The organism is Streptomyces sp. NPDC102514 (assembly GCF_055584525.1).
The window spans coordinates 83,505-101,422 of the sequence record NZ_JBVJLW010000001.1 but is presented as its reverse complement, the minus strand read 5'-3'; the positions used below and the strand labels follow the sequence as shown (position 1 = coordinate 101,422).

Sequence of the window (17,918 nt, the reverse complement as noted above, 5' to 3'; positions counted from 1 at the left end):
CCTAGTGGGGCAGGGTTGTGCGTTTGCTGCGGGCCGGTGGGGGTTGCTCGCGCCGTTCCCCGCGCCCCTGTCCCGCTAGGGGCGCGGGGAACTGCGCGGACCACCCCCACCGGCCCGCAGCGCACACCCCACCGCACCACCCTGCCCCTTTAGGGGCGCGGGGAACTGCGCGGACCACCCCCACCGGCTCGCACCCCACCACACAACCGCACCCCTCCCCATCCCCTAAGGGGCGCGGGGAACGGCGCGAGCAACCCCCACCGGCCCGCGGTACAGACACAACCGCACACCCCCTCCCCCGCCCGGAGGGCAACTCACCCTTTCGGGGGACAGCCGCGGCTGACAGACTCTGGTGGTGCGCGACTTCGACTTCCTCGTCATCGGATCCGGCCCGGGCGGCCAGAAGGCCGCCATCGCCGCGGCAAAGCTCGGCCGCCGGGTCGCCGTCGTAGACCGCCCCGACATGGTCGGAGGGGTCTCCATCCACACCGGAACCATCCCCTCGAAGACCTTGCGCGAGGCGGTCCTCTATCTCACCGGTCTCACCCAACGCGACCTGTACGGCCAGAGCTACCGGCTGAAGGAGGACATCACCGTCGCCGACCTGACCGCGCGCACCCAGCACGTGGTGGGCCGCGAGGTCGACGTCATCCGCAGCCAGCTGTCCCGCAACCACGTCTCCCTGTTCGCCGGCACCGGCCGCTTCGTGGACGACCACACCGTCGCCCTGCGCGAAGTGAACGGCAACGAGAAGCTGCTGACCGCGGACAACATCGTCATCGCGACCGGCACCAGGCCGGCCAGGCCCGCGACCGTCGAGTTCGACGAGCTGACGGTCCTGGACTCCGACAACGTTCTCAACCTGGAGCGGGTACCCCGTTCCATGGTCATCGTCGGGGCCGGCGTGATCGGCATGGAGTACGCCTCCATGTTCGCCGCCCTCGGCAGCAAGATCACCGTGGTCGAACAGCGCCCCGGGATGCTCGACTTCTGCGACGTCGAGGTGATCGAGTCGCTGAAGTACCACCTCAGGGACCTGGCCGTCACCTTCCGCTTCGGCGAGACCGTCGCCGCGGTCGAGCGCCACGCGCGGGGCACGCTCACCGTCCTGGAGAGCGGCAAGAAGATCCCCGCGGACGCGGTGATGTACTCCGCGGGCCGGCAGGGCCTCACCGACGACCTCGACCTCGACAAGGCCGGCCTGTCGGCCGACAAGCGCGGCCGGATCAAGGTGGACGAGCACTACCGCACCGAGGTGCCGCACATCTACGCGGTCGGTGACGTCATCGGCTTCCCGGCTCTGGCCGCGACCTCGATGGAACAGGGGCGTACGGCGGCGTACCACGCGTGCGGCGAGCCGGTGGCCCGGATGCACGACCTCCAGCCGATCGGCATCTACACGATCCCGGAGATCAGTTTCATCGGGAAGACCGAGGACCAGCTCACCGAGGAACGCGTGCCGTTCGAGGTCGGCATCTCCCGCTACCGCGAACTGGCCCGGGGCCAGATCATCGGCGACTCGCACGGCATGCTCAAGCTGCTCGTCTCCCCCGACGACCGGAAACTGCTGGGCGTGCACTGCTTCGGTACGGGTGCGACGGAGCTGATCCACATCGGGCAGTCGGTGATGGGGTGCGGCGGGACGGTCGACTATCTGGTCGACGCGGTCTTCAACTATCCGACGCTCGCCGAGTCCTACAAGGTCGCTGCGCTCGACGCGACGAACAAGATCCGGCAGCTCGACCGGCTGCGGGACTGATCAGGCGCCCCTCGCCGGCGCCGGGTGCGGTTCGATGCCCGGTGCCGGCCGGTGGGGGTCACCCGCGCCCCGCGGCGCAGCCGCAGGTGTCACAGCCCCGCGCCCCTGACGGGCCGGAGGCCCGAGGGGCATAAGCTCTCAGCGTGGCAAAGTACTTCGATGTTCATCCCGAGAATCCTCAGGCGCGCACCATCACCCAGGTCGCCGACTCCATTCGTGCGGGTGCGCTCGTCGTCTATCCCACGGACTCCTGCTTCGCGCTGGGGTGCCAGCTGGGCAGTCGTGACGGTATCGACCGGATCCGCTCCATCCGCCGGCTCGACGACCGTCACCACTTCACGCTGGTGTGCCAGAACTTCGCGCAGCTCGGCCAGTTCGTGCAGGTCGACAACGACGTGTTCCGTGCCATCAAGGCTTCGACGCCCGGCAGTTACACCTTCATCCTCCCCGCGACCAGGGAGGTCCCGCGCAAGCTGCTGCACCCGAAGAAGAAGACCGTCGGGGTCCGCATCCCCGACCACGTGGTGGCTCAGGCGCTGCTCGCCGAGCTCGGTGAGCCGCTGCTGTCCAGCACCCTCCTCCTGCCCGACGAGGAGGAGCCGATGACCCAGGGCTGGGAGATCAAGGAGCGCCTCGACCACTCCGTAGACGCGGTGATCGACTCCGGCGACTGCGGCACAGAGCCGACCACGGTCATCGACTTCTCCAGCGGCGAGGCCGAGATCGTCCGCAAGGGAGCCGGCGACGTCTCACGGTTCGAGTGACCCGCTCCCCGGCAGCGGAACGGCGCCGCCGACCATGGTGCGGCGCCCGCCGAACCGTCGGCCGTCTACGGTCGGCTCCATGACCATCAGTGAGCGACGGGGCGTCGCGTGACGCCGTGGGAGGCCGTCGCGGTGTTCGCGGCGGGCGTGGCTGCCGGCGGGGTCAACACGGTGGTCGGTTCCGGGACCCTGATCACCTTTCCCGTGCTGCTCGCCACCGGTCTGCCGCCTGTCACCGCGACCGTCTCGAACGCGCTCGGCCTGGTCCCCGGCGCGATCAGCGGAGCGTTCGGCTACCGCAAGGAGCTGCGCGGTCAGCGGCGGCGCATCCTGCGGCTGAGCGTCGGTGCGCTGCTGGGCGGCTTCACGGGGGCCGTGCTGCTGCTGGCCCTGCCCGCGACGGCGTTCGAGAAGATCGTGCCGGTCGTGGTGGGTCTTGCCCTCGTCCTGGTCGCCTTTCAACCGCTGATCACCAAGCGGCTGCGCCGCCGCGCGAGGGATCGTTCGTCGTCCGCGGGTGCGCCGGGGCCGGACGCGCGGTTCCCCGCGCCCCTCAAGGACGGGCCGGTCCACCGTGACGGCGGGCCGCTGCTGTTCGTCGGGCTGACTCTCGCGAGCGTCTACGGCGGGTACTTCGCGGCGGCGCAGGGGATCATCTACATGTCTCTGATGGGGGTGCTCCTGGACGAGACGATGCAACGCCTCACCGCCGTCAAGAACGTCCTCGTAGCCGTCGTCAACACCGTCGCCGCGACCTTCTTCCTCTTCGTCGCGGACTTCGACTGGACGGCCGTCGCGCTGATCGCCGTCGGCTCGGCGATCGGCGGCCAGCTCGGCGCCGCGGTCGGCCGCCGCTTCAGCCCGTTGGTCCTGCGCGTCCTCATCGTGACGGTCGGCACGGTCGCCCTCGTCCAACTGCTGCTGCGCTGACCGCCGCGTGCGCCTGCGATACGGCGGGACTCACTTGCTGAACGGTCCCTCCAGCGCCGCCCACTGCAACAGCATGATGGTCTTGGCGTCGGCGATCCCGCCCGTACGGATCATGCCCAGGGCCTCCCTGAAGGGCAGTTCGACGGTCTCGATGTCCTCGCCCTCCTCGTCCAGTCCGCCGCCCTCGTGGGTGCGGGTGGACGGCCCGTAGGAGGCGGCGTAGAAGGTGACGCGTTCGGTGACCGAGCCCGGGCTCATATAGACGTCGAAGACCCGCTCGACCTCGCCGACCGTGTGTCCGGTCTCCTCGATGACCTCGCGTCGTACGGCGACCTCGGGGTGCTCGTCGTCATCGTCGAGCAGACCGCCCGGTGTCTCGACGAGCATGCCGTCGGGGTGTCCGTTGACGTAGACGGGATAGCGGAACTGCCGGGTCAGCAGCACGGTCTCGCGTTCTGTGTCGTACAGCAGGATCGTGGCGCCGTTGCCGCGGTCGTGCGTCTCGCGTTCCTGGGTGGACCAGGTGCCGTCGGCGAGCTGGAGGTCGAACGTCGTGGTGCGTTCCACGTACCAGTGGCAGGACAGCAGGGTCACGTCCCGCACCTTGACCCGTGGGTTGCCCGTCAGGCCGAGGCCGACCCGGTCGAGTCCGGTACGGCCCCTGCGGTCCGGGGTGTCGATGCCCGCGGTCATCGCGCACCGACCGGGGAAGTTGTACGGAGGGAGGAAGTACGGGTGGAACAAGTGGTCATGTCCTGCTTCTACCATCCCGCTCCCGCCCCTGTCAGGCGTGTCAATGATCAGCGGAGGCGCCGGTGGTCAGCCGGACCACGTTCGACGGCGCGCCGAGCGTGAACGCCCGGACCCGGTAGGACCCCTGTTTCTCGCTGGGCAGGGTGATCAGTCCCGCGGAATTGACGTCGGGTTCGAAGACGGCGACGGGCGCGAACCCGGAGTGCCCGCCGGAGTCCTCGTCGGAGTCCCCGCCGGAGCTCCTGGGGATACGGGACTCCAGCAGGAACCCCTCCTCGTCCGACGCGTTGTCCATCCATGTGAACAGAATGCCGTTCGCGTGCTTGACCACGGCCTTGAACCCGGTGGGCGCTCCGGCACCCGTGGACCGTAGTGGCCGACCCGGGGCAGTGCGCTCCGGGTCCTTGCGGGCGGGCAGCCAGTCGTGGCCGGAATCCTCGTCCGCCGCCGTCAACTCGCCCGGGGGCAGGGTGACGCCGACCGGCTTCGAGGCGGGGCCGGCGAAGGCCCGCAGCCGGTAGTGGAAGGTGGTGCGGGGCATCAGATCGGGGTGCCGGTAGCTCGTCACCCGGGGCGGCAGATACTGCAGCACGGTGTACGGGCCTGCCGCGTCCGTCGCGAATTCGAGGAGGTGGCCCGACGTACCCGGACCGCCGCCCCGCCAGTGCAGGTCGATGTCCGTGGGCGAGGCGCGTTCGGCGCGGAGCACGACGTCCGGGCCTGCGGCCGCCGTGCGGGGTGTGCGGGGTGTGTCGCAGGCCGACAGCGCCGGGCCGAGGGCAAGGGCGAGGCCCAGGACCAGGGCTGCCGGCGCCGCGCCGCGTACGGGAACTCTCATGTGCTCGCTGCTACTTGCGCCAGAAGTGGACGTTGCTCCACACGACGGTGGCCGGGCCGTTGCCGCTGCTGGTGCGGTAGGCGCCGAACTTGTCGTAGAAGCTGCCACCGGGGCTCGCGTAGGTGTGCTTGAGCGAGCCGTTGATGTAGGTGCGGTGCGAAGTGCCCACCTGGTGGACGGTGTTGACCCGGACGGTGGCGCCGACCGTGCCGGCGTTGGAGAGGGTGTCGCCGCCGTGGACCGCGTACAGGCGTCCGCCGCGTTCGGCGGCGAGCATGAAGTACGGGCCTGCCGCCGACTCGTTGAAGGTCTGCTTGAGGCTGATGCGGGTGCCGCTGAGGCTGCTGATCCGGAAGTAGCCCTCGAACTGGCGGGTGCCGCCGGTGTAGGTGGCGTACCGCCGCTCGGCCCGCTGGTCCCCACTGGCCGTGGAGCAGGTGAGCTGGAAGGTCAGGCCGTCGACCTGTCCGCAGCCGCGTTCCTGGACGGTGTAGGTGGGAGAGACGGATGTCCAGCCGCCCGGCTCCACTTCGGCGAAGGCGGTGGGGGTGGCGGCCAGGAGGGAGGCGCATACCGCGCCTGTCACGGTGAGCGCTCTGATGCGCGTGAGCATGTCGGCTCCTCGGGTGGGGGGTTCACCAGCCGCTCACATTCACTCACATGAACAATGGGCATGTTTTTGAACGGCTGGTTGGGAAGGTAGGACTAGACCAAGGAGTCGTCAAGAGGTCCGTACGTGCGGGTCGGTGGGGGCTGGTCGCGAAGTTCCCCGCGCCCCTTTCGGGTCGCCGCCCTGCCGTCCATCAGGTCAAGCGTCCCGGACCCTTGACTCTCCTCGGCGCAGTCGGGATTCTCGTCCCACGCGTTTGCAGGAGTCATGACAAGCAGCGTGCCGTCGACCGAAGACGTGGGTGATGTTCATGACCCGACAGCCTCTCCACCGGCGCCGGCCTCTCACGGTCCTGTCGCTGCTGTTCGTCGTGATGGCCATGGCACTCGGGCCCACGCCCAGTTCCGCCGCCGGGACGGACTGGTGGAACCCGACCGCGCGGCCCGCGCCCGACTCCCAGATCAACGTCACCGGGGAGCCCTTCAAGGGCACGAACTCCCAGGGCGAGGTACGCGGGTTCGTCGACGCGCACAACCACATCATGGCCAACGAGGCCTTCGGCGGGCGGCTCATCTGCGGCAAGCCCTTCTCGAAGGCGGGGGTCGCCGACGCCCTCAAGGACTGTCCCGAGCACTACCCCGACGGCTCGCTGGCCATCTTCGACTTCATCACCAATGGCGGTGACGGCAAGCACGACCCGGACGGCTGGCCCACGTTCAAGGACTGGCCCGCCCATGACTCGCTGACCCACCAGCAGAACTACTACGCCTGGGTCGAGCGGGCCTGGCGCGGCGGCCAGCGCGTACTCGTCAACGACCTCGTCACCAACGGCGTGATCTGCTCGGTCTACCCCTTCAAGGACCGCAGCTGCGACGAGATGACCTCGATCCGGCTGCAGGCGAAGCTGACGTACGACATGCAGGACCACATCGACGCCATGTACGGCGGCCCGGGCAAGGGCTGGTTCAGGATCGTCACCGACAGCGCGCAGGCCCGTGAGGTCGCCCAGCAGGGCAAACTCGCCGTCGTCCTGGGCGTGGAGACGTCCGAGCCGTTCGGCTGCAAGCAGATCCTGGACATCGCGCAGTGCGACAAGGCCGACATCGACGCAGGCCTCGACGAGCTGTACGACCTCGGCGTGCGCAGCATGTTCCTGTGCCACAAGTTCGACAACGCCCTGTGCGGAGTCAGGTTCGACGAGGGCGGCCTCGGTACGGCGATCAACGTCGGCCAGTTCCTGTCGACGGGCACCTTCTGGCAGACGGAGAAGTGCACGGGCCCGCAGCACGACAACCCCATCGGGGGCGCGGCGGCGCCGGGCGCCGAGAAGGAACTGCCCGCGGGCGTCGACGTACCGTCGTACGACGAGGACGCCCAATGCAACAAGCGGGGGCTCACGGATCTCGGCGAGTACGCCGTGCGCGGGCTGATGAAGCGCAAGATGATGCTGGAGATCGACCACATGGGCGTCAAGGCCACCGGCCGCGCCCTCGACATCTTCGAGGCCGAGTCGTACCCCGGCGTGATCTCCTCGCACAGCTGGATGGACCTGAACTGGACCGAGCGGGTCTACCGGCTCGGCGGGTTCATCGCCCAGTACATGCACGGCTCGGAGCAGTTCGGCGCGGAGGCCGCGCGGACGAAGGCCCTGCGCGACAAGTACGGCGTGGGCTACGGCTACGGCACCGACATGAACGGTGTCGGCGGCTGGCCCGCCCCGCGCGGCGCGGACGCCCCGAACCCCGTCACGTACCCGTTCCGCAGCACCGACGGCACCGCCGTGATCGACCGGCAGACCACCGGGCAGCGCACCTGGGACATCAACACCGACGGGGCCGCCCACTACGGTCTCGTACCGGACTGGATCGAGGACATCCGGCTGGTCGCTGGGCAGGGAGTCGTGGACGATCTGTTCCGGGGCGCGGAGTCCTACCTCGACACCTGGGGCGCGGCGGAGCAGCACAAGGCGGGGGTGAACCTCGCCAAGGGCGCGCCCGCGTCGGCCAGTTCGTCGGAGTCGAGCGTCTTCACCAGTTACGCGCCGGGCCGGGCCGTGGACGGCGACACGGGCACCCGCTGGGCCAGCGACTGGAGCGACGACCAGTGGCTGCGCATCGACCTCGGCTCCACCGGCACGGTCAAGCGCGTCACCCTCGACTGGGAGCGCGCCTACGCGAAGTCGTACCGCGTGGAGGTCTCCACCAACGGCACGGACTGGCAGTCCGTGTGGTCCACCACGGCCGGGGACGGCGGCCTGGACACGGCCAGGTTCTCCGGCGTACCGGCCCGCTATGTGCGGATCCACGGTCTGGACCGCGGTACGGACTGGGGTTACTCCCTGTACGAGGTGGGTGTCCACAGCAGCTGACGCCCGCCGGTGACCCACCTGGAACGAGCAGGCGTGGAAGGAACTCCATGGCACGGATGCCGTCGGCCGAGCGGCGCCGTCAGCTCACCGAGGCGGCCATCCGCGCGATGACCCGGGACGGCGTCCCCAGGACGACGACCCGGTCCATCGCGGCCGAGGCGGGCGTGTCACTGAGCGTCTTCCACTACTGCTTCGACTCCAAGCAGGCGCTGATCGAGTCCGTCATCGAGACGATCACCGGTCACTCCGTCGCGGTGGTGCGCGAGGCGATCCGGCCCCGAGCGACCCTGCGGGAGACCGTCGCGGCCGGCTTCCGGGCCTACTGGGACCATGTGTCCGCGCACCCGGGCGAGCACATGCTCACGTACGAGCTGACGCAGTACGCCCTGCGTCAGCCGGGGTTCGAGCATCTGGCGCGGCGGCAGTACGAGCTGTACTCCGACACCTATGCGGAGCTGGTCGAGCAGCTCAGCCGTGACATGGACTTCGTGCTGCGGGTGCCCGTGCCGGTGCTGGCCCGTTATCTGGCGGCCATGACCGACGGGCTGACGCTCAACTTCCTGGTGCTCGGGGACGATTCGGCGTGGGCGGACATCCTCGACACGATCACCGACCATGTGGCCGGGCTCGTACGAGACACCGACGAGGTTGTATGAACCTGCGGGCCGGTGGGGGCTGGTCGCGCAGTTCCCCGCGCCCCTTACGGGGCTCAGCGGCCTCGGGGTTTGCCTCGCTTGGCGCTCTTCGTGTTCTTCGTGGTCTTGGCACCCTTGGTTTTGCCCGTGGCCGGTTTGCGTCGGGGGGTGGGCTTGGCCGGGGTGCGAGCTGCCTTCGGCTCGGCTGCGGGCTGCGTGCGGCCTCGGGAGCTGTTGACGGTACGGCCCCGGACGATGCCGATGAAGTCCTCGACCAGGTCGGTGGTCCGGTCCTCCGGCCACGACAGGGCGACCCGTGACTCCGGGGCGTCCGTCACCGGCCGGTACGTGAGGTCCTTGCGGTGGTGGAGGCGGGCGATCGACTGCGGGACGACGAGGAGCCCCACTCCCGCCGCCACCAGGTCGACCGCGTCGGCCGTCGTGGCGGGGCGCTCGATCGCGGGGCGGCCCGGCAGGCGCTCCCAGTCGAGGGTGTCGTCGAGGGGGTGCAGCACGATGTCGTCCGCCAGGTCCTCGGCGCTCACCTCGTCCACCGCGGCCACGACGTGGTCCTTGGGGACGACGACCACGGTCGTCTCGGCGTAGAGGGGGATCGCGCTGAGGTCCGTACCGTCGACCGGCAACCGGACCAGGCCCGCGTCGGCGTCGCCGCCGCGCAGCGCGCCGAAGGCCTCGCCGACGGACATCGCGTGGAGCGTCAGGGGGACGTCGGGCAGCCGCTCGTTCCAGATCCGCACCCACTTGCTGGGCGTCACTCCCGGGACATACGCGAGCCGGAACGAAGGGGATTCTTCCGAGCGTGTCACCTGGCCAGGTTACCCGTCGTGGTCGGCGCTGGTTCACATGCTCGATACCCTTGCGGTTATGACGTCGCACGAGAACACCCAGACGATGAAGCCCGCGACCGCGGCGAAGAAGCTGGGTGTGTACCTAGAGGCCACACCCGCCGACTTCCAGGAAGGTGTCGTCTCGCGCTCCGAGCTCACCGCGCTCCAGGCCGATCCGCCCGAGTGGCTGCAGGAGCTGCGGCGCACCGGGCCGCACCCCCGGCCGGTGGTCGCCGCCAAGCTCGGCGTCTCCATCTCCGGGCTCGCCCGCGGCGGGGTGACGGACGCCCTCACCACGGACGAGATCGAGGCGTTGAAGGCGGACTCCCCGGAGTGGCTCCGGAAGGAGCGCGCCACGCAGGCCGAGGTCCGCAAGGAGACGGCACGCATCAAGGACCTCAAGGACAAGAAGGCCGAGGGGTAGCAGCCGGGCCGTAGCAGTGCAGTACCCGTAGAACTCGTGCCGGACGCCGGAGGAGCCCCGTGCCGCTGCCCACACAACCGTTGCGGAAGCTGGGCTTCCTGACCATCGGCCTGTTCGACGGGGCCGATCCCCGCGCGGGCCACGAGTCCACGCTGGAGATCATCGAACTGGGTGAGCGGCTGGGCTTCGACAGCGCGTGGCTGCGCCACCGGCACCTCCAGTACGGGATCTCCTCCCCCGTCGCCGTCCTCGCGGCGGCCTCGCAGCGCACCAGCCGGATCGAGCTGGGCACAGCGGTCATCCCGCTGGGCTGGGAGAACCCGCTGCGGCTCGCCGAGGACCTGGCGACGGTCGACCTCCTGTCCGGGGGCCGCCTCAATCCGGGGGTCAGTGTCGGCCCGCCGATGCACTTCGACCAGGTCAAGGACGCGCTGTATCCGGACACGGCCGACACCGAGGACTTCGGCTACGACCGGGTGTCCCGGCTGCTGGACTTCGTACGCGGCAAACCGGCCACCGACTTCAGCGGCGTCGAGGGGTTCGAGGTGTTCTCGGACCGCGTCCAGCCGCATGCCGCCGGGCTGGGCGGCCGGCTCTGGTACGGCGGCGGCAGCCTGCGGTCGGCGCAGTGGGCGGGTGAGCACGGCATGAACTTCCTGACCAGCAGTGTCGTGAAGGCGGAGGAGTCCGAGGACTTCGCCGAGATCCAGCTGTCCCACGTACGGGCCTTCCGCGCCCGTCACCCCGACGGTGAGCGCGCCCGCGTCTCCCAGGGGCTCGTCGTCATCCCCACCGACAGTGCCACCGCCGAGCAGCGCGCGAAGTACGAGGCGTACGTCGAGAAGCGCACTCCGCGCACGGCGACGACCCACGGTCCCGCACGCCTGATGTTCGCGCCCGACCTCGTCGGGACCTCCGCCGAGATCGCCGAACGGCTGTACGCCCAGGCCGCGTTCAGGGAGATCGACGAGGTCGCGTTCGCGCTGCCGTTCACCTTCGAGCACGCGGACTACGTACAGATCCTCACCGACATCGCCACCGGCCTCGGTCCGGCACTGGGCTGGCAGCCGTCGGCCCAGGCGTAGCAGGTCCTCACTCCGGCCCGCGTCAGTCGCTGACCTTGCTGCGCGCCTGGTACAGCAGGTCGCCGTACTCGGGGTGGCGGGCGATCCAGCCGGCGTAGAACGGGCAGGTGGCAAGCACCCGCAGGCCTGCGGCGCGGGCCTCGTCCAGGGAGACCCGGACCAGCGCGGAGCCGACGCCCTTGCCCTCGCACTCCGGGCTCACCTCGGTGTGCACGAACGCGATCAGCTCCGTCGTGCGGATGTACTCCGCGTGTCCCACGACCTCGGGCGCTCCGTCGAGCCGGGCCTCGTAGCGCCGCGTCCCGGGCGCGTCCCTCACGTCCACCGTCATGTTCTTCTCCCTGCGTGCGTGCCGTCGATCAAGGTCACGACCCTAACCCGCCCACGTTTGGTGGATGAACGCTCGCGGACGGCACGTGCGGCCCTGAGCATGGGCCTAAGAGCGGCGAGGGTACGCGATCGCGTGGCCGGATCTCCCGCTCGTCCGTCCATCACTTCTCCATCAGGGAGCAACCATGCGTGTGCGTACCATCCTTGCCGCCGGCGTCTTCGCCGCCACCGCGATCCTGGGCAGTGCCGGCGCGGCGATCGCCGACGACCACGACGAGCGCCACAACGATGGCCGCAACGACAGCCGCTACGAGGGCGACTTCCGCGCGTGCGGCGTGTTCGCGGGCGCCGGTGACGGCCACGCCTCCTACGGCAACGGCTGCGCGGCGTCCCACTGGGAGGGTGAGAACCACGGCTCCCAGTACGGTGGCCGTCACCACTTCGGGCGCTGACGCGCCGTAGTGCCGTCGTTCGGGGAACGGTCGTCACGACCGTTCCCCGACGCTTGTTCCGGTGGCCCGGGCCATCGCCTCGTAGAACGTGGTGACGGGGCACAGGACGTCGTGCGTGCCGTGCGCGCGGACCAGCCGCAGGGTGTCGGGCCGGCAGAGTACGCCCACGGTCGCCTTCCGGGTCAGGGCCCGCCGACGGAAACGTACGACCATGTTCAGGCCGGTGCTGTCCATGAAGGAGACGGCACGCAGGTCGATGACGTACGCCGACGCGCGCAGGGCGACCACCGAGTCCAGCCAGGTGCGTAGCCGGGCCGCGCAGGCCAGGTCGATGTCACCGTGCAGTTCCACGACGACAAGACCGGTCCCGTCGTACATCCCGGAGTGTTCGGCGGGTGGTGGCCACGAGGCCGTGACGACGGGCAACAGGTCGTCCGTGTGCAAGCCGTTCCGCCCCGTTCCCGTCCGCGCCTCCTGCATTCCCGCGCGGGGGCGGCCGTACGGCGTCCCCCGTCGACGGCCCTGTCCCGGCCCGGACTTGTGCGGCGGTGTGCGCGCTCCCCGCGCCGCACCAGCCCGTGCCGGAACTCCCCCCGTGTCGGCTCCCCCTTGAACCGCGGGTGCCTCCTGTTCTACCTTCGCCACATGGTCGGGGCATCAACGCCCGCTCACCAGCGACACAACGAGCGGGCGGCAGTGGGACCGGGTGGTGACAGTTGCGTCCACATCTCGCGCTGATCGACGACGACACCGACTTCGCACTGATGTGCCGTTCCTATCTGGAGCGTGAGGGCTTCACGGTCACCTGGGCCATGGACGCCCGGGCCGGCAAGGCCGTCATGCACCACGGCGGTGTGGATCTGGTCGTCCTCGACCTGGGACTTCCCGACGGCAGCGGACTCGAACTGCTGCGGGCCCTGCGCGCCACCAGCCGGCTGCCGGTGATCGTCGTCAGCGGACGCGGCCACGAGACGGACCGGGTGGCCGGGCTGGAGATCGGCGCGGACGACTATCTCGTCAAGCCGTTCTCGCAACGGGAGTTGGTGGCGCGGATCGGGGCCGTACTGCGCAGGAGCCGGCCGCCGGAGGTCCCCGCCGTCCTCGACGTCGGCTCGCTGCGCGTCGACACGGCCGCGTGCCTGGCGAGCGGTACCGGCGTCGCGCTGACCCTCCGCCCCAAGGAGTACGCCCTGCTGGAACTCCTCGCGCGCTCCCCCGGCCGTGTCTTCTCCGCCGAGCAGTTGCTGGAGCAGATCTGGGGCGCGTCCTGGCAGCAGTCCGCCACCGTGATCGAGCACGTGTACCGGCTGCGCGGAAAACTCGCCCGACTCCCCGTGCCCGCCCCGAGGATCACCACGGTGCGCGGCTACGGGTACCGCCTCGACCCCTGAGAGCCGCCGTGTCCACGACCAGTCCGTCGAGCAACCCATCGGGCACCCCCCACACTGTGCCGGATTTCCGGCAGCTCTTCGAGTTCGCGCTCTCCCCGGTGCTCATCCTGGCGCCCGACTTCGTCATCGTCGAGGTCAACCGCGCCTATCTCTCGGCCACCGGCAGAGAGCGGGACATCGTCGGGCGCCTCATCTTCGACATGTTCCCCGACAACCCGGCCGATCCCGCGGCCGACGGCGTCGCCAATCTGCGCCGGTCGCTGGAGACGGTGGTGGGCACGGCACGGACCGACACCATGGCGCTGCAGCGGTACGACATCCCGGCGGGCGAGGACACCGACGACGGGACCGGGTTCGTCGAGCGCTGGTGGAGCCCGGTCAACACACCGGTCCTGGACGCCGAGGGCCGGGTGACGCACATCATCCACCGGGTCGAGGACGTCACCGAGTTCGTACTGGTGCGACAAGCCGGACACGAGAAGGACCGGGCCGCCGAGGAGGCGCAGACGCGCGCGGAGGGCATGGAGATCGACCTGTTCGTCCGCGCGCGGGAGATCCGCGAGGTCAACGAGCAGCTGCGGCGGCTCAACGGCGACCTCGACGCGGTGGGACACCGGCTGCGGGAGGAGCAGCGCGCCAAGGACCGGTTCATCGCGACGCTCTCGCACGAGCTGCGCAATCCGCTGGCCGCCGCCACCGCGGCGACCGAGTTGCTGGGGCTCGACATGCCCGGCGGCCATCCCGCGCTGTCCGTCCTGGAACGGCAGCTCGGCATCCTGGCCCGGATGAGCAACGACCTGCTGGACGGCACCCGCGCGGTGACCGGACGCCTGGAGCTGGTGCCCGAGCGGATGGACCTGCGCTCGGCCGTCGAGAGTGCCTGCGCCGACATCCGTGGCCTGTTCGGGCACGAGGGGCGCGTGCTGGAGATCCAGCTGCCCGACCACCCGGTGCTCGTCGACGGCGACCGGCTGCGGCTGGCCCAGGTGCTGACCAACCTGCTGTCCAACGCGCTCAAGTACACGCTGCCGGGCGGCCGTACGGCCATACACCTGTCGGCCGGGGAGGACCTGGCGCGGCTCACCGTCCAGGACGACGGGATCGGCTTCGACCCCGGGCAGGCCGAGGAGCTGTTCGGTGTGTTCATGCGGGCCGCGCCGGCCGGTCCGCAGACCCCCGAGGGCCTCGGCCTAGGCCTGTCGGTGGTCCGCACCATCCTCGATCTGCACGGCGGCCGGATCTCCGCGCACAGTGACGGTCCCGGTACCGGCGCCTCGTTCACCGCCGTGCTGCCGCTCGCCGCGTCCGACGGCGCCCCGCCGCCGGCCCGGCCCGTGACGGCCCGTCGCGGGCGGAAGCAGCTGGCGGTCCTGATCGTCGAGGACAACACGGATCTCGCCGCGACCTACCGGACTCTGCTCGACCGTCACGGCCATCACGTCACGGTCGTCCACACCGGCGCGGACGCCGTCACCGCGACCGAGGGTCACCTCTTCGACGTCGTCGTGTGCGATCTCGGGCTGCCCGACATGGACGGCTACGAGGTGGCCCGTGCCGTGCGCTCGCGCCCGCAGGGTGCCTCGCTGCGTCTCATCGCGGTCTCCGGCTTCAGCCGCGGCACCGACCGTACGCTGGCCCGGGATGCCGGATTCGACGCCCACCTGGCGAAACCGCTGCCGCTCGCGGACCTGCTGGACCTCCTGGAGCCCTGACCGTCGCGCGTCTGCGGGCAGTCCCCGGGCGCCCGGGTCGAAAGGGCGTGCGTGGGTACCCATATCTCATGACTGACGTGGTGGACTCCGACGAACTCCTGCGCCGTATCCAGCGGGCCCGCTCCTGGGCCGGCCGGGAGGAGCAGACATGGAAGGCACGGAGCGAGGAACTCAGGACCGCCGATCCGGACAGCTCACGCGACGCCGAGCTGCGCGGACACACGTATGAGGCCGTACGCAAGGCGCTGGACGAGATAGTCACCCCGGGCGTGCACGACACGGACGGCTGAACCCCGGCAGCCCACATCACCGGTACTCGTACGCATCACCGGTACCGGTCCGGTTTGCCGGCAGGTCCGTTTCGCCGGTCCGTGCATGACCCGCCCGGCGCATGGAACCCGAGATGGCCATGAGCACCCCGCAGGTCCCATGCGCCGAACCCGTCACCACGGTCCTCACCTGGCAGGTACGTCCAGGCCGTGAGGCCGAATTCGAGGAGTGGACCCGGGGCGTCGCCGACTGCGTCTCGCGGTTCCCCGGCAGCCAGGGGGTGTCCTGGCTGCGCCCCGAACCCGGGCACCGGTTCCACGCGGTGCTGCGCTTCGCCGATCCGCAGCGGCTCACCGACTGGCTGATCTCGCCCGAGCGCGCGGAGTGGCACGCACGGATCGAGGGCATCGCCACCGAGGTCCGTGACGAACGCCAGTCGACCACCGGGATGGAGAGCTGGTTCCGGCTCCCCGGCACCACCGTGAAGGCCCCGCCGCGCTGGAAGATGGTCCTGACGACGTTCCTCGGCGCCTATCCGATGACGTTCCTCATCCAGTGGCTGGTGGCACCCGGTACGGCCGCGTGGCCCCTGCCGCTGCGCGCCGCCGTCTTCCCCCTCGTACTGCTTCCGGTGCTCACCTATCTGATCATGCCGGGGCTCAGCCGGGTGCTGCGGTTGTGGCTGTACGGCACACCCGACGACTGACGCCGTGAGCGGTCCGGTTCCGGTCCGCGTCACACGTACGCCTCATCCCGTTGGCGGCGTTTGACGGGGGCGCTTAGAAAGGCTGCACAGCAACTCTCGGGCCGCACGTCCGGGCCACGAAGCGACTGCACCCTTCGTAGGGAGCCGAGTATGACAACCCGTTCGCCTTTCGACGCCGATCGACCTGGCATATCACCCGAGAGCGTGGTCGACGCCACCATCCCGCCGCTACCGGCCACCGCCCCCTGGCACACCGTGCCGGAGGAGCCGCCGGACAGGCCGGCACGCAGGTCCGAGCGCCGGTACACCGACGCGCCCGACCCCCGGTACGCCGGACCGGCCGACGCGGTCGAGCAGCGGTACGCCGACCCGGCCGATGCCGACGAGCAGCGGTACGCCGACCCGGCCGATGCCGACGAGCACCGGTACGCCGACCCCGCCGACGAGACCGACCACCGCTGTCCCGACCCGCTCGACGAGGTCGAGCGGCGGTACGCGGACCCGGCCGACGCCCCCGAGCACCGGTACGCCGACCCGGCCGACGAGATCGGCCGCCGGTACCCCGAGCCGGTCGACGAGGTCGCCCAGCGGTATCCCGCCGCGGCCGGCAGGGCGCCCCGCCGCTACGCCGACGCCCCTGCCGACCGGAACGCCGACCGGAACGACCGCAGTGACAGGGACGGTCGGGACGACAGGGACGCCCGGGACCATCGGGACGAGCGCGATCATCGGGCCGAGCGCAACGAGCGCGACGAGCGCCGTCACGCGGAACCGGCCGACGAGGCCCGTCGCGCGTACCCCGCCGCTGCCTCCGCAGGCGCACCCGCAGCCACACCCGCCCCGGTGGCCAAGGTCGGCCCGCGGGCCACCGACTCGGCCGCCGAGTTCGACAGGAAATACCCCGACCAGGGTGAGATCGAGTCCGATCCCGCGTACATCAACCCGGTCGACGGACTGGTGCACGCCGCGGTGGCCGACCGGCCGCTGGAAGAGGTGATCGAGCTCATCGAGCTGCTGGAGCAGTCACCGGAGTACGCGAGGGCCACGGTCGACGCGCTGCGGGCGGTCGGCACCGACCGGTCCGTGGAGGACGTGAGCCGGCTGGTGGCCCTGCTGACCCGGCCGCCGAGGAACGCCGACAGCGCCGACGAGGCGATCCGCGCGGCGGCCGAGGGCCGGCCCGTGGAGGACGTCACCAGGCTCATGGCGCTGCTGCACCGGCCGCCGCTGGAACCCCACTGCGGCGAGGCCGCGGTGCGGGCCGCCGCCACCAGCCGGCCGGTCGACGAACTGGTCGAGCTGATCGGCCGCATGGCCCAGGAGCAGGGCGTGCGCGAGGGCCGTCAGCTGGTCAAGCCGCCGACGCGCGAGGAGAAGAAGGCGGCCGAGGCGGCACGCGCGGCCTCGAAGGACGGGCCCCCCTCCGGGGACCGGCTGCTCGCCGAGGGCGGCACCGTCGCCATCGGCCGGACGGCCCGGACGCGCCGGAACCGGCCCGCGAAGACCGTCGACTCCCCCGCCTGGCCGCGCCTGGCCGCGGCCCTGATGCTCGTGGTGTGCGGGCTGGTCCACTTCCCGCCGCACCGCGACGGCGCTTCCCTCGCCGCCTACGGGTTCGTCATCGGCGGCAGTGTTCTGTGCGTCCTGCTGGGGCTGGCACTGCTCCGCCGCAGTGTGGTGCCCGTGCTCGCCCTGGGGATCGTCGTTCCCGCGGCGCTCGCCGTCGCCCAGCTCCTGGAGGGCCGTGTCCGGTCGGCGGGTCTGTCCCGGGCCCTGGACCTGACCCTCGCGCCGCAGTGGCTCGCCGGTCTCGTGGCCGTGCTCGCCGCACTGGCGGCCCTGACGGCGCTGGTCTCGCTGCTGGCCTCGTCGAGGCCCCGCCCGCGGCCCGACGTACGGCAGTTGGCCGGGCAGCCGGCCGAACCCGACCGGGCGTCCGCGGGCTGACCCGGCAGGACGATGAACGGCGGCGGGGGGGGGCCCCCCCGGGGGGGGGGGGGCCCCGCTGAACTGAGTCGTTAGGGGGGGGGGGCGCGGAGGCCG

19 protein-coding genes are annotated in these 17,918 nt (G+C 70.8%); 13 read left to right on the top strand and 6 right to left on the bottom strand.

The features are described from left to right. The first annotated feature begins 355 nt into the window (after nt 1-355). The 3 genes from sthA to ACZ60E_RS00450 all read left to right on the top strand — a co-directional run bounded on the left by sthA (nt 356) and on the right by ACZ60E_RS00450 (nt 3,453). Entirely contained in the window at nt 356-1,759 is a 1,404-nt protein-coding gene (sthA, locus tag ACZ60E_RS00460; RefSeq protein ID WP_384803022.1) for a Si-specific NAD(P)(+) transhydrogenase, read from the top strand. 143 nt (nt 1,760-1,902) lie between these two features. Beyond that, nucleotides 1,903-2,523 (top strand): L-threonylcarbamoyladenylate synthase, encoded by a 621-nt coding sequence (locus ACZ60E_RS00455; RefSeq protein WP_189768828.1) that lies wholly within the window; start codon nt 1,903-1,905, stop codon nt 2,521-2,523. A gap of 108 nt (nt 2,524-2,631) precedes the next feature. Then, nucleotides 2,632-3,453, top strand: coding sequence for a sulfite exporter TauE/SafE family protein (locus tag ACZ60E_RS00450; protein ID WP_453795924.1), 822 nt, complete (start codon nt 2,632-2,634; stop codon nt 3,451-3,453). A gap of 30 nt (nt 3,454-3,483) precedes the next feature. Here the strand turns inward: ACZ60E_RS00450 and ACZ60E_RS00445 are convergent, their stop codons facing one another. From ACZ60E_RS00445 to ACZ60E_RS00435, 3 genes are all read right to left on the bottom strand, one after another. Next, nucleotides 3,484-4,146: an NUDIX domain-containing protein gene (locus tag ACZ60E_RS00445; protein WP_384803029.1), complete on the bottom strand. Its 663-nt coding sequence runs from the start codon at nt 4,144-4,146 to the stop codon at nt 3,484-3,486. Between the two features lie 100 nt (nt 4,147-4,246). Further along, nucleotides 4,247-5,044, bottom strand: a complete 798-nt coding sequence (locus ACZ60E_RS00440) for a fibronectin type III domain-containing protein (protein ID WP_469436505.1) — start codon at nt 5,042-5,044, stop codon at nt 4,247-4,249. 10 nt (nt 5,045-5,054) lie between these two features. After that, a complete protein-coding gene (locus tag ACZ60E_RS00435) occupies nt 5,055-5,657 on the bottom strand; it encodes a hypothetical protein (protein ID WP_469436502.1) in 603 nt (200 codons plus the stop codon). 307 nt (nt 5,658-5,964) lie between these two features. Between ACZ60E_RS00435 and ACZ60E_RS00430 the strand changes: the two genes are divergently transcribed. After that, a complete protein-coding gene (locus ACZ60E_RS00430) occupies nt 5,965-8,022 on the top strand; it encodes a galactose-binding domain-containing protein (protein ID WP_384803039.1) in 2,058 nt (685 codons plus the stop codon). Nucleotides 8,023-8,069: 47 nt separating this feature from the next. Further along, nucleotides 8,070-8,678, top strand: coding sequence for a TetR/AcrR family transcriptional regulator (locus ACZ60E_RS00425; RefSeq protein WP_384803042.1), 609 nt, complete (start codon nt 8,070-8,072; stop codon nt 8,676-8,678). A 53-nt stretch (nt 8,679-8,731) separates the two neighbouring features. Here the strand turns inward: ACZ60E_RS00425 and ACZ60E_RS00420 are convergent, their stop codons facing one another. Continuing rightward, nucleotides 8,732-9,484: a LysR substrate-binding domain-containing protein gene (locus ACZ60E_RS00420; RefSeq protein ID WP_469436500.1), complete on the bottom strand. Its 753-nt coding sequence runs from the start codon at nt 9,482-9,484 to the stop codon at nt 8,732-8,734. A 37-nt stretch (nt 9,485-9,521) separates the two neighbouring features. Between ACZ60E_RS00420 and ACZ60E_RS00415 the strand changes: the two genes are divergently transcribed. Together ACZ60E_RS00415 and ACZ60E_RS00410 are read left to right on the top strand one after the other, a co-directional pair. Next, nucleotides 9,522-9,929: a DUF5997 family protein gene (locus tag ACZ60E_RS00415; RefSeq protein ID WP_469436498.1), complete on the top strand. Its 408-nt coding sequence runs from the start codon at nt 9,522-9,524 to the stop codon at nt 9,927-9,929. A 59-nt stretch (nt 9,930-9,988) separates the two neighbouring features. Further along, nucleotides 9,989-11,014 carry an LLM class flavin-dependent oxidoreductase gene (locus tag ACZ60E_RS00410; RefSeq protein ID WP_469436495.1) on the top strand — a complete coding sequence of 342 codons (1,026 nt, stop codon included), beginning with the start codon at nt 9,989-9,991 and terminating at the stop codon, nt 11,012-11,014. 22 nt (nt 11,015-11,036) lie between these two features. Here the strand turns inward: ACZ60E_RS00410 and ACZ60E_RS00405 are convergent, their stop codons facing one another. Beyond that, entirely contained in the window at nt 11,037-11,345 is a 309-nt protein-coding gene (locus ACZ60E_RS00405; protein WP_385833620.1) for a GNAT family N-acetyltransferase, read from the bottom strand. Between the two features lie 184 nt (nt 11,346-11,529). Between ACZ60E_RS00405 and ACZ60E_RS00400 the strand changes: the two genes are divergently transcribed. Then, nucleotides 11,530-11,796, top strand: coding sequence for a hypothetical protein (locus ACZ60E_RS00400; RefSeq protein ID WP_366788219.1), 267 nt, complete (start codon nt 11,530-11,532; stop codon nt 11,794-11,796). 33 nt (nt 11,797-11,829) lie between these two features. On the opposite strand, the gene ACZ60E_RS00395 is transcribed toward ACZ60E_RS00400, so the two are convergent. Beyond that, on the bottom strand, nt 11,830-12,240 hold the full coding sequence (locus tag ACZ60E_RS00395; RefSeq protein ID WP_469436491.1) for an STAS domain-containing protein: 411 nt from the start codon (nt 12,238-12,240) through the stop codon (nt 11,830-11,832). 272 nt (nt 12,241-12,512) lie between these two features. On the opposite strand from ACZ60E_RS00395, the gene ACZ60E_RS00390 reads away from it, so the two are divergent. From ACZ60E_RS00390 to ACZ60E_RS00370, 5 genes are all read left to right on the top strand, one after another. Continuing rightward, nucleotides 12,513-13,187 carry a response regulator transcription factor gene (locus ACZ60E_RS00390; RefSeq protein WP_453795916.1) on the top strand — a complete coding sequence of 225 codons (675 nt, stop codon included), beginning with the start codon at nt 12,513-12,515 and terminating at the stop codon, nt 13,185-13,187. A gap of 56 nt (nt 13,188-13,243) precedes the next feature. After that, nucleotides 13,244-14,899 (top strand): hybrid sensor histidine kinase/response regulator, encoded by a 1,656-nt coding sequence (locus ACZ60E_RS00385; RefSeq protein WP_469436487.1) that lies wholly within the window; start codon nt 13,244-13,246, stop codon nt 14,897-14,899. Nucleotides 14,900-14,967: 68 nt separating this feature from the next. Next, nucleotides 14,968-15,189, top strand: a complete 222-nt coding sequence (locus ACZ60E_RS00380) for a hypothetical protein (protein WP_469436483.1) — start codon at nt 14,968-14,970, stop codon at nt 15,187-15,189. 119 nt (nt 15,190-15,308) lie between these two features. Next, nucleotides 15,309-15,875, top strand: a complete 567-nt coding sequence (locus ACZ60E_RS00375) for an antibiotic biosynthesis monooxygenase (protein WP_384803068.1) — start codon at nt 15,309-15,311, stop codon at nt 15,873-15,875. 204 nt (nt 15,876-16,079) lie between these two features. Then, the gene (locus ACZ60E_RS00370; RefSeq protein WP_469436481.1) at nt 16,080-17,822 is read left to right on the top strand and encodes a hypothetical protein; all 1,743 of its coding nucleotides are present in this window, start codon (nt 16,080-16,082) and stop codon (nt 17,820-17,822) included. The last annotated feature ends 96 nt before the right edge of the window (nt 17,823-17,918 follow it).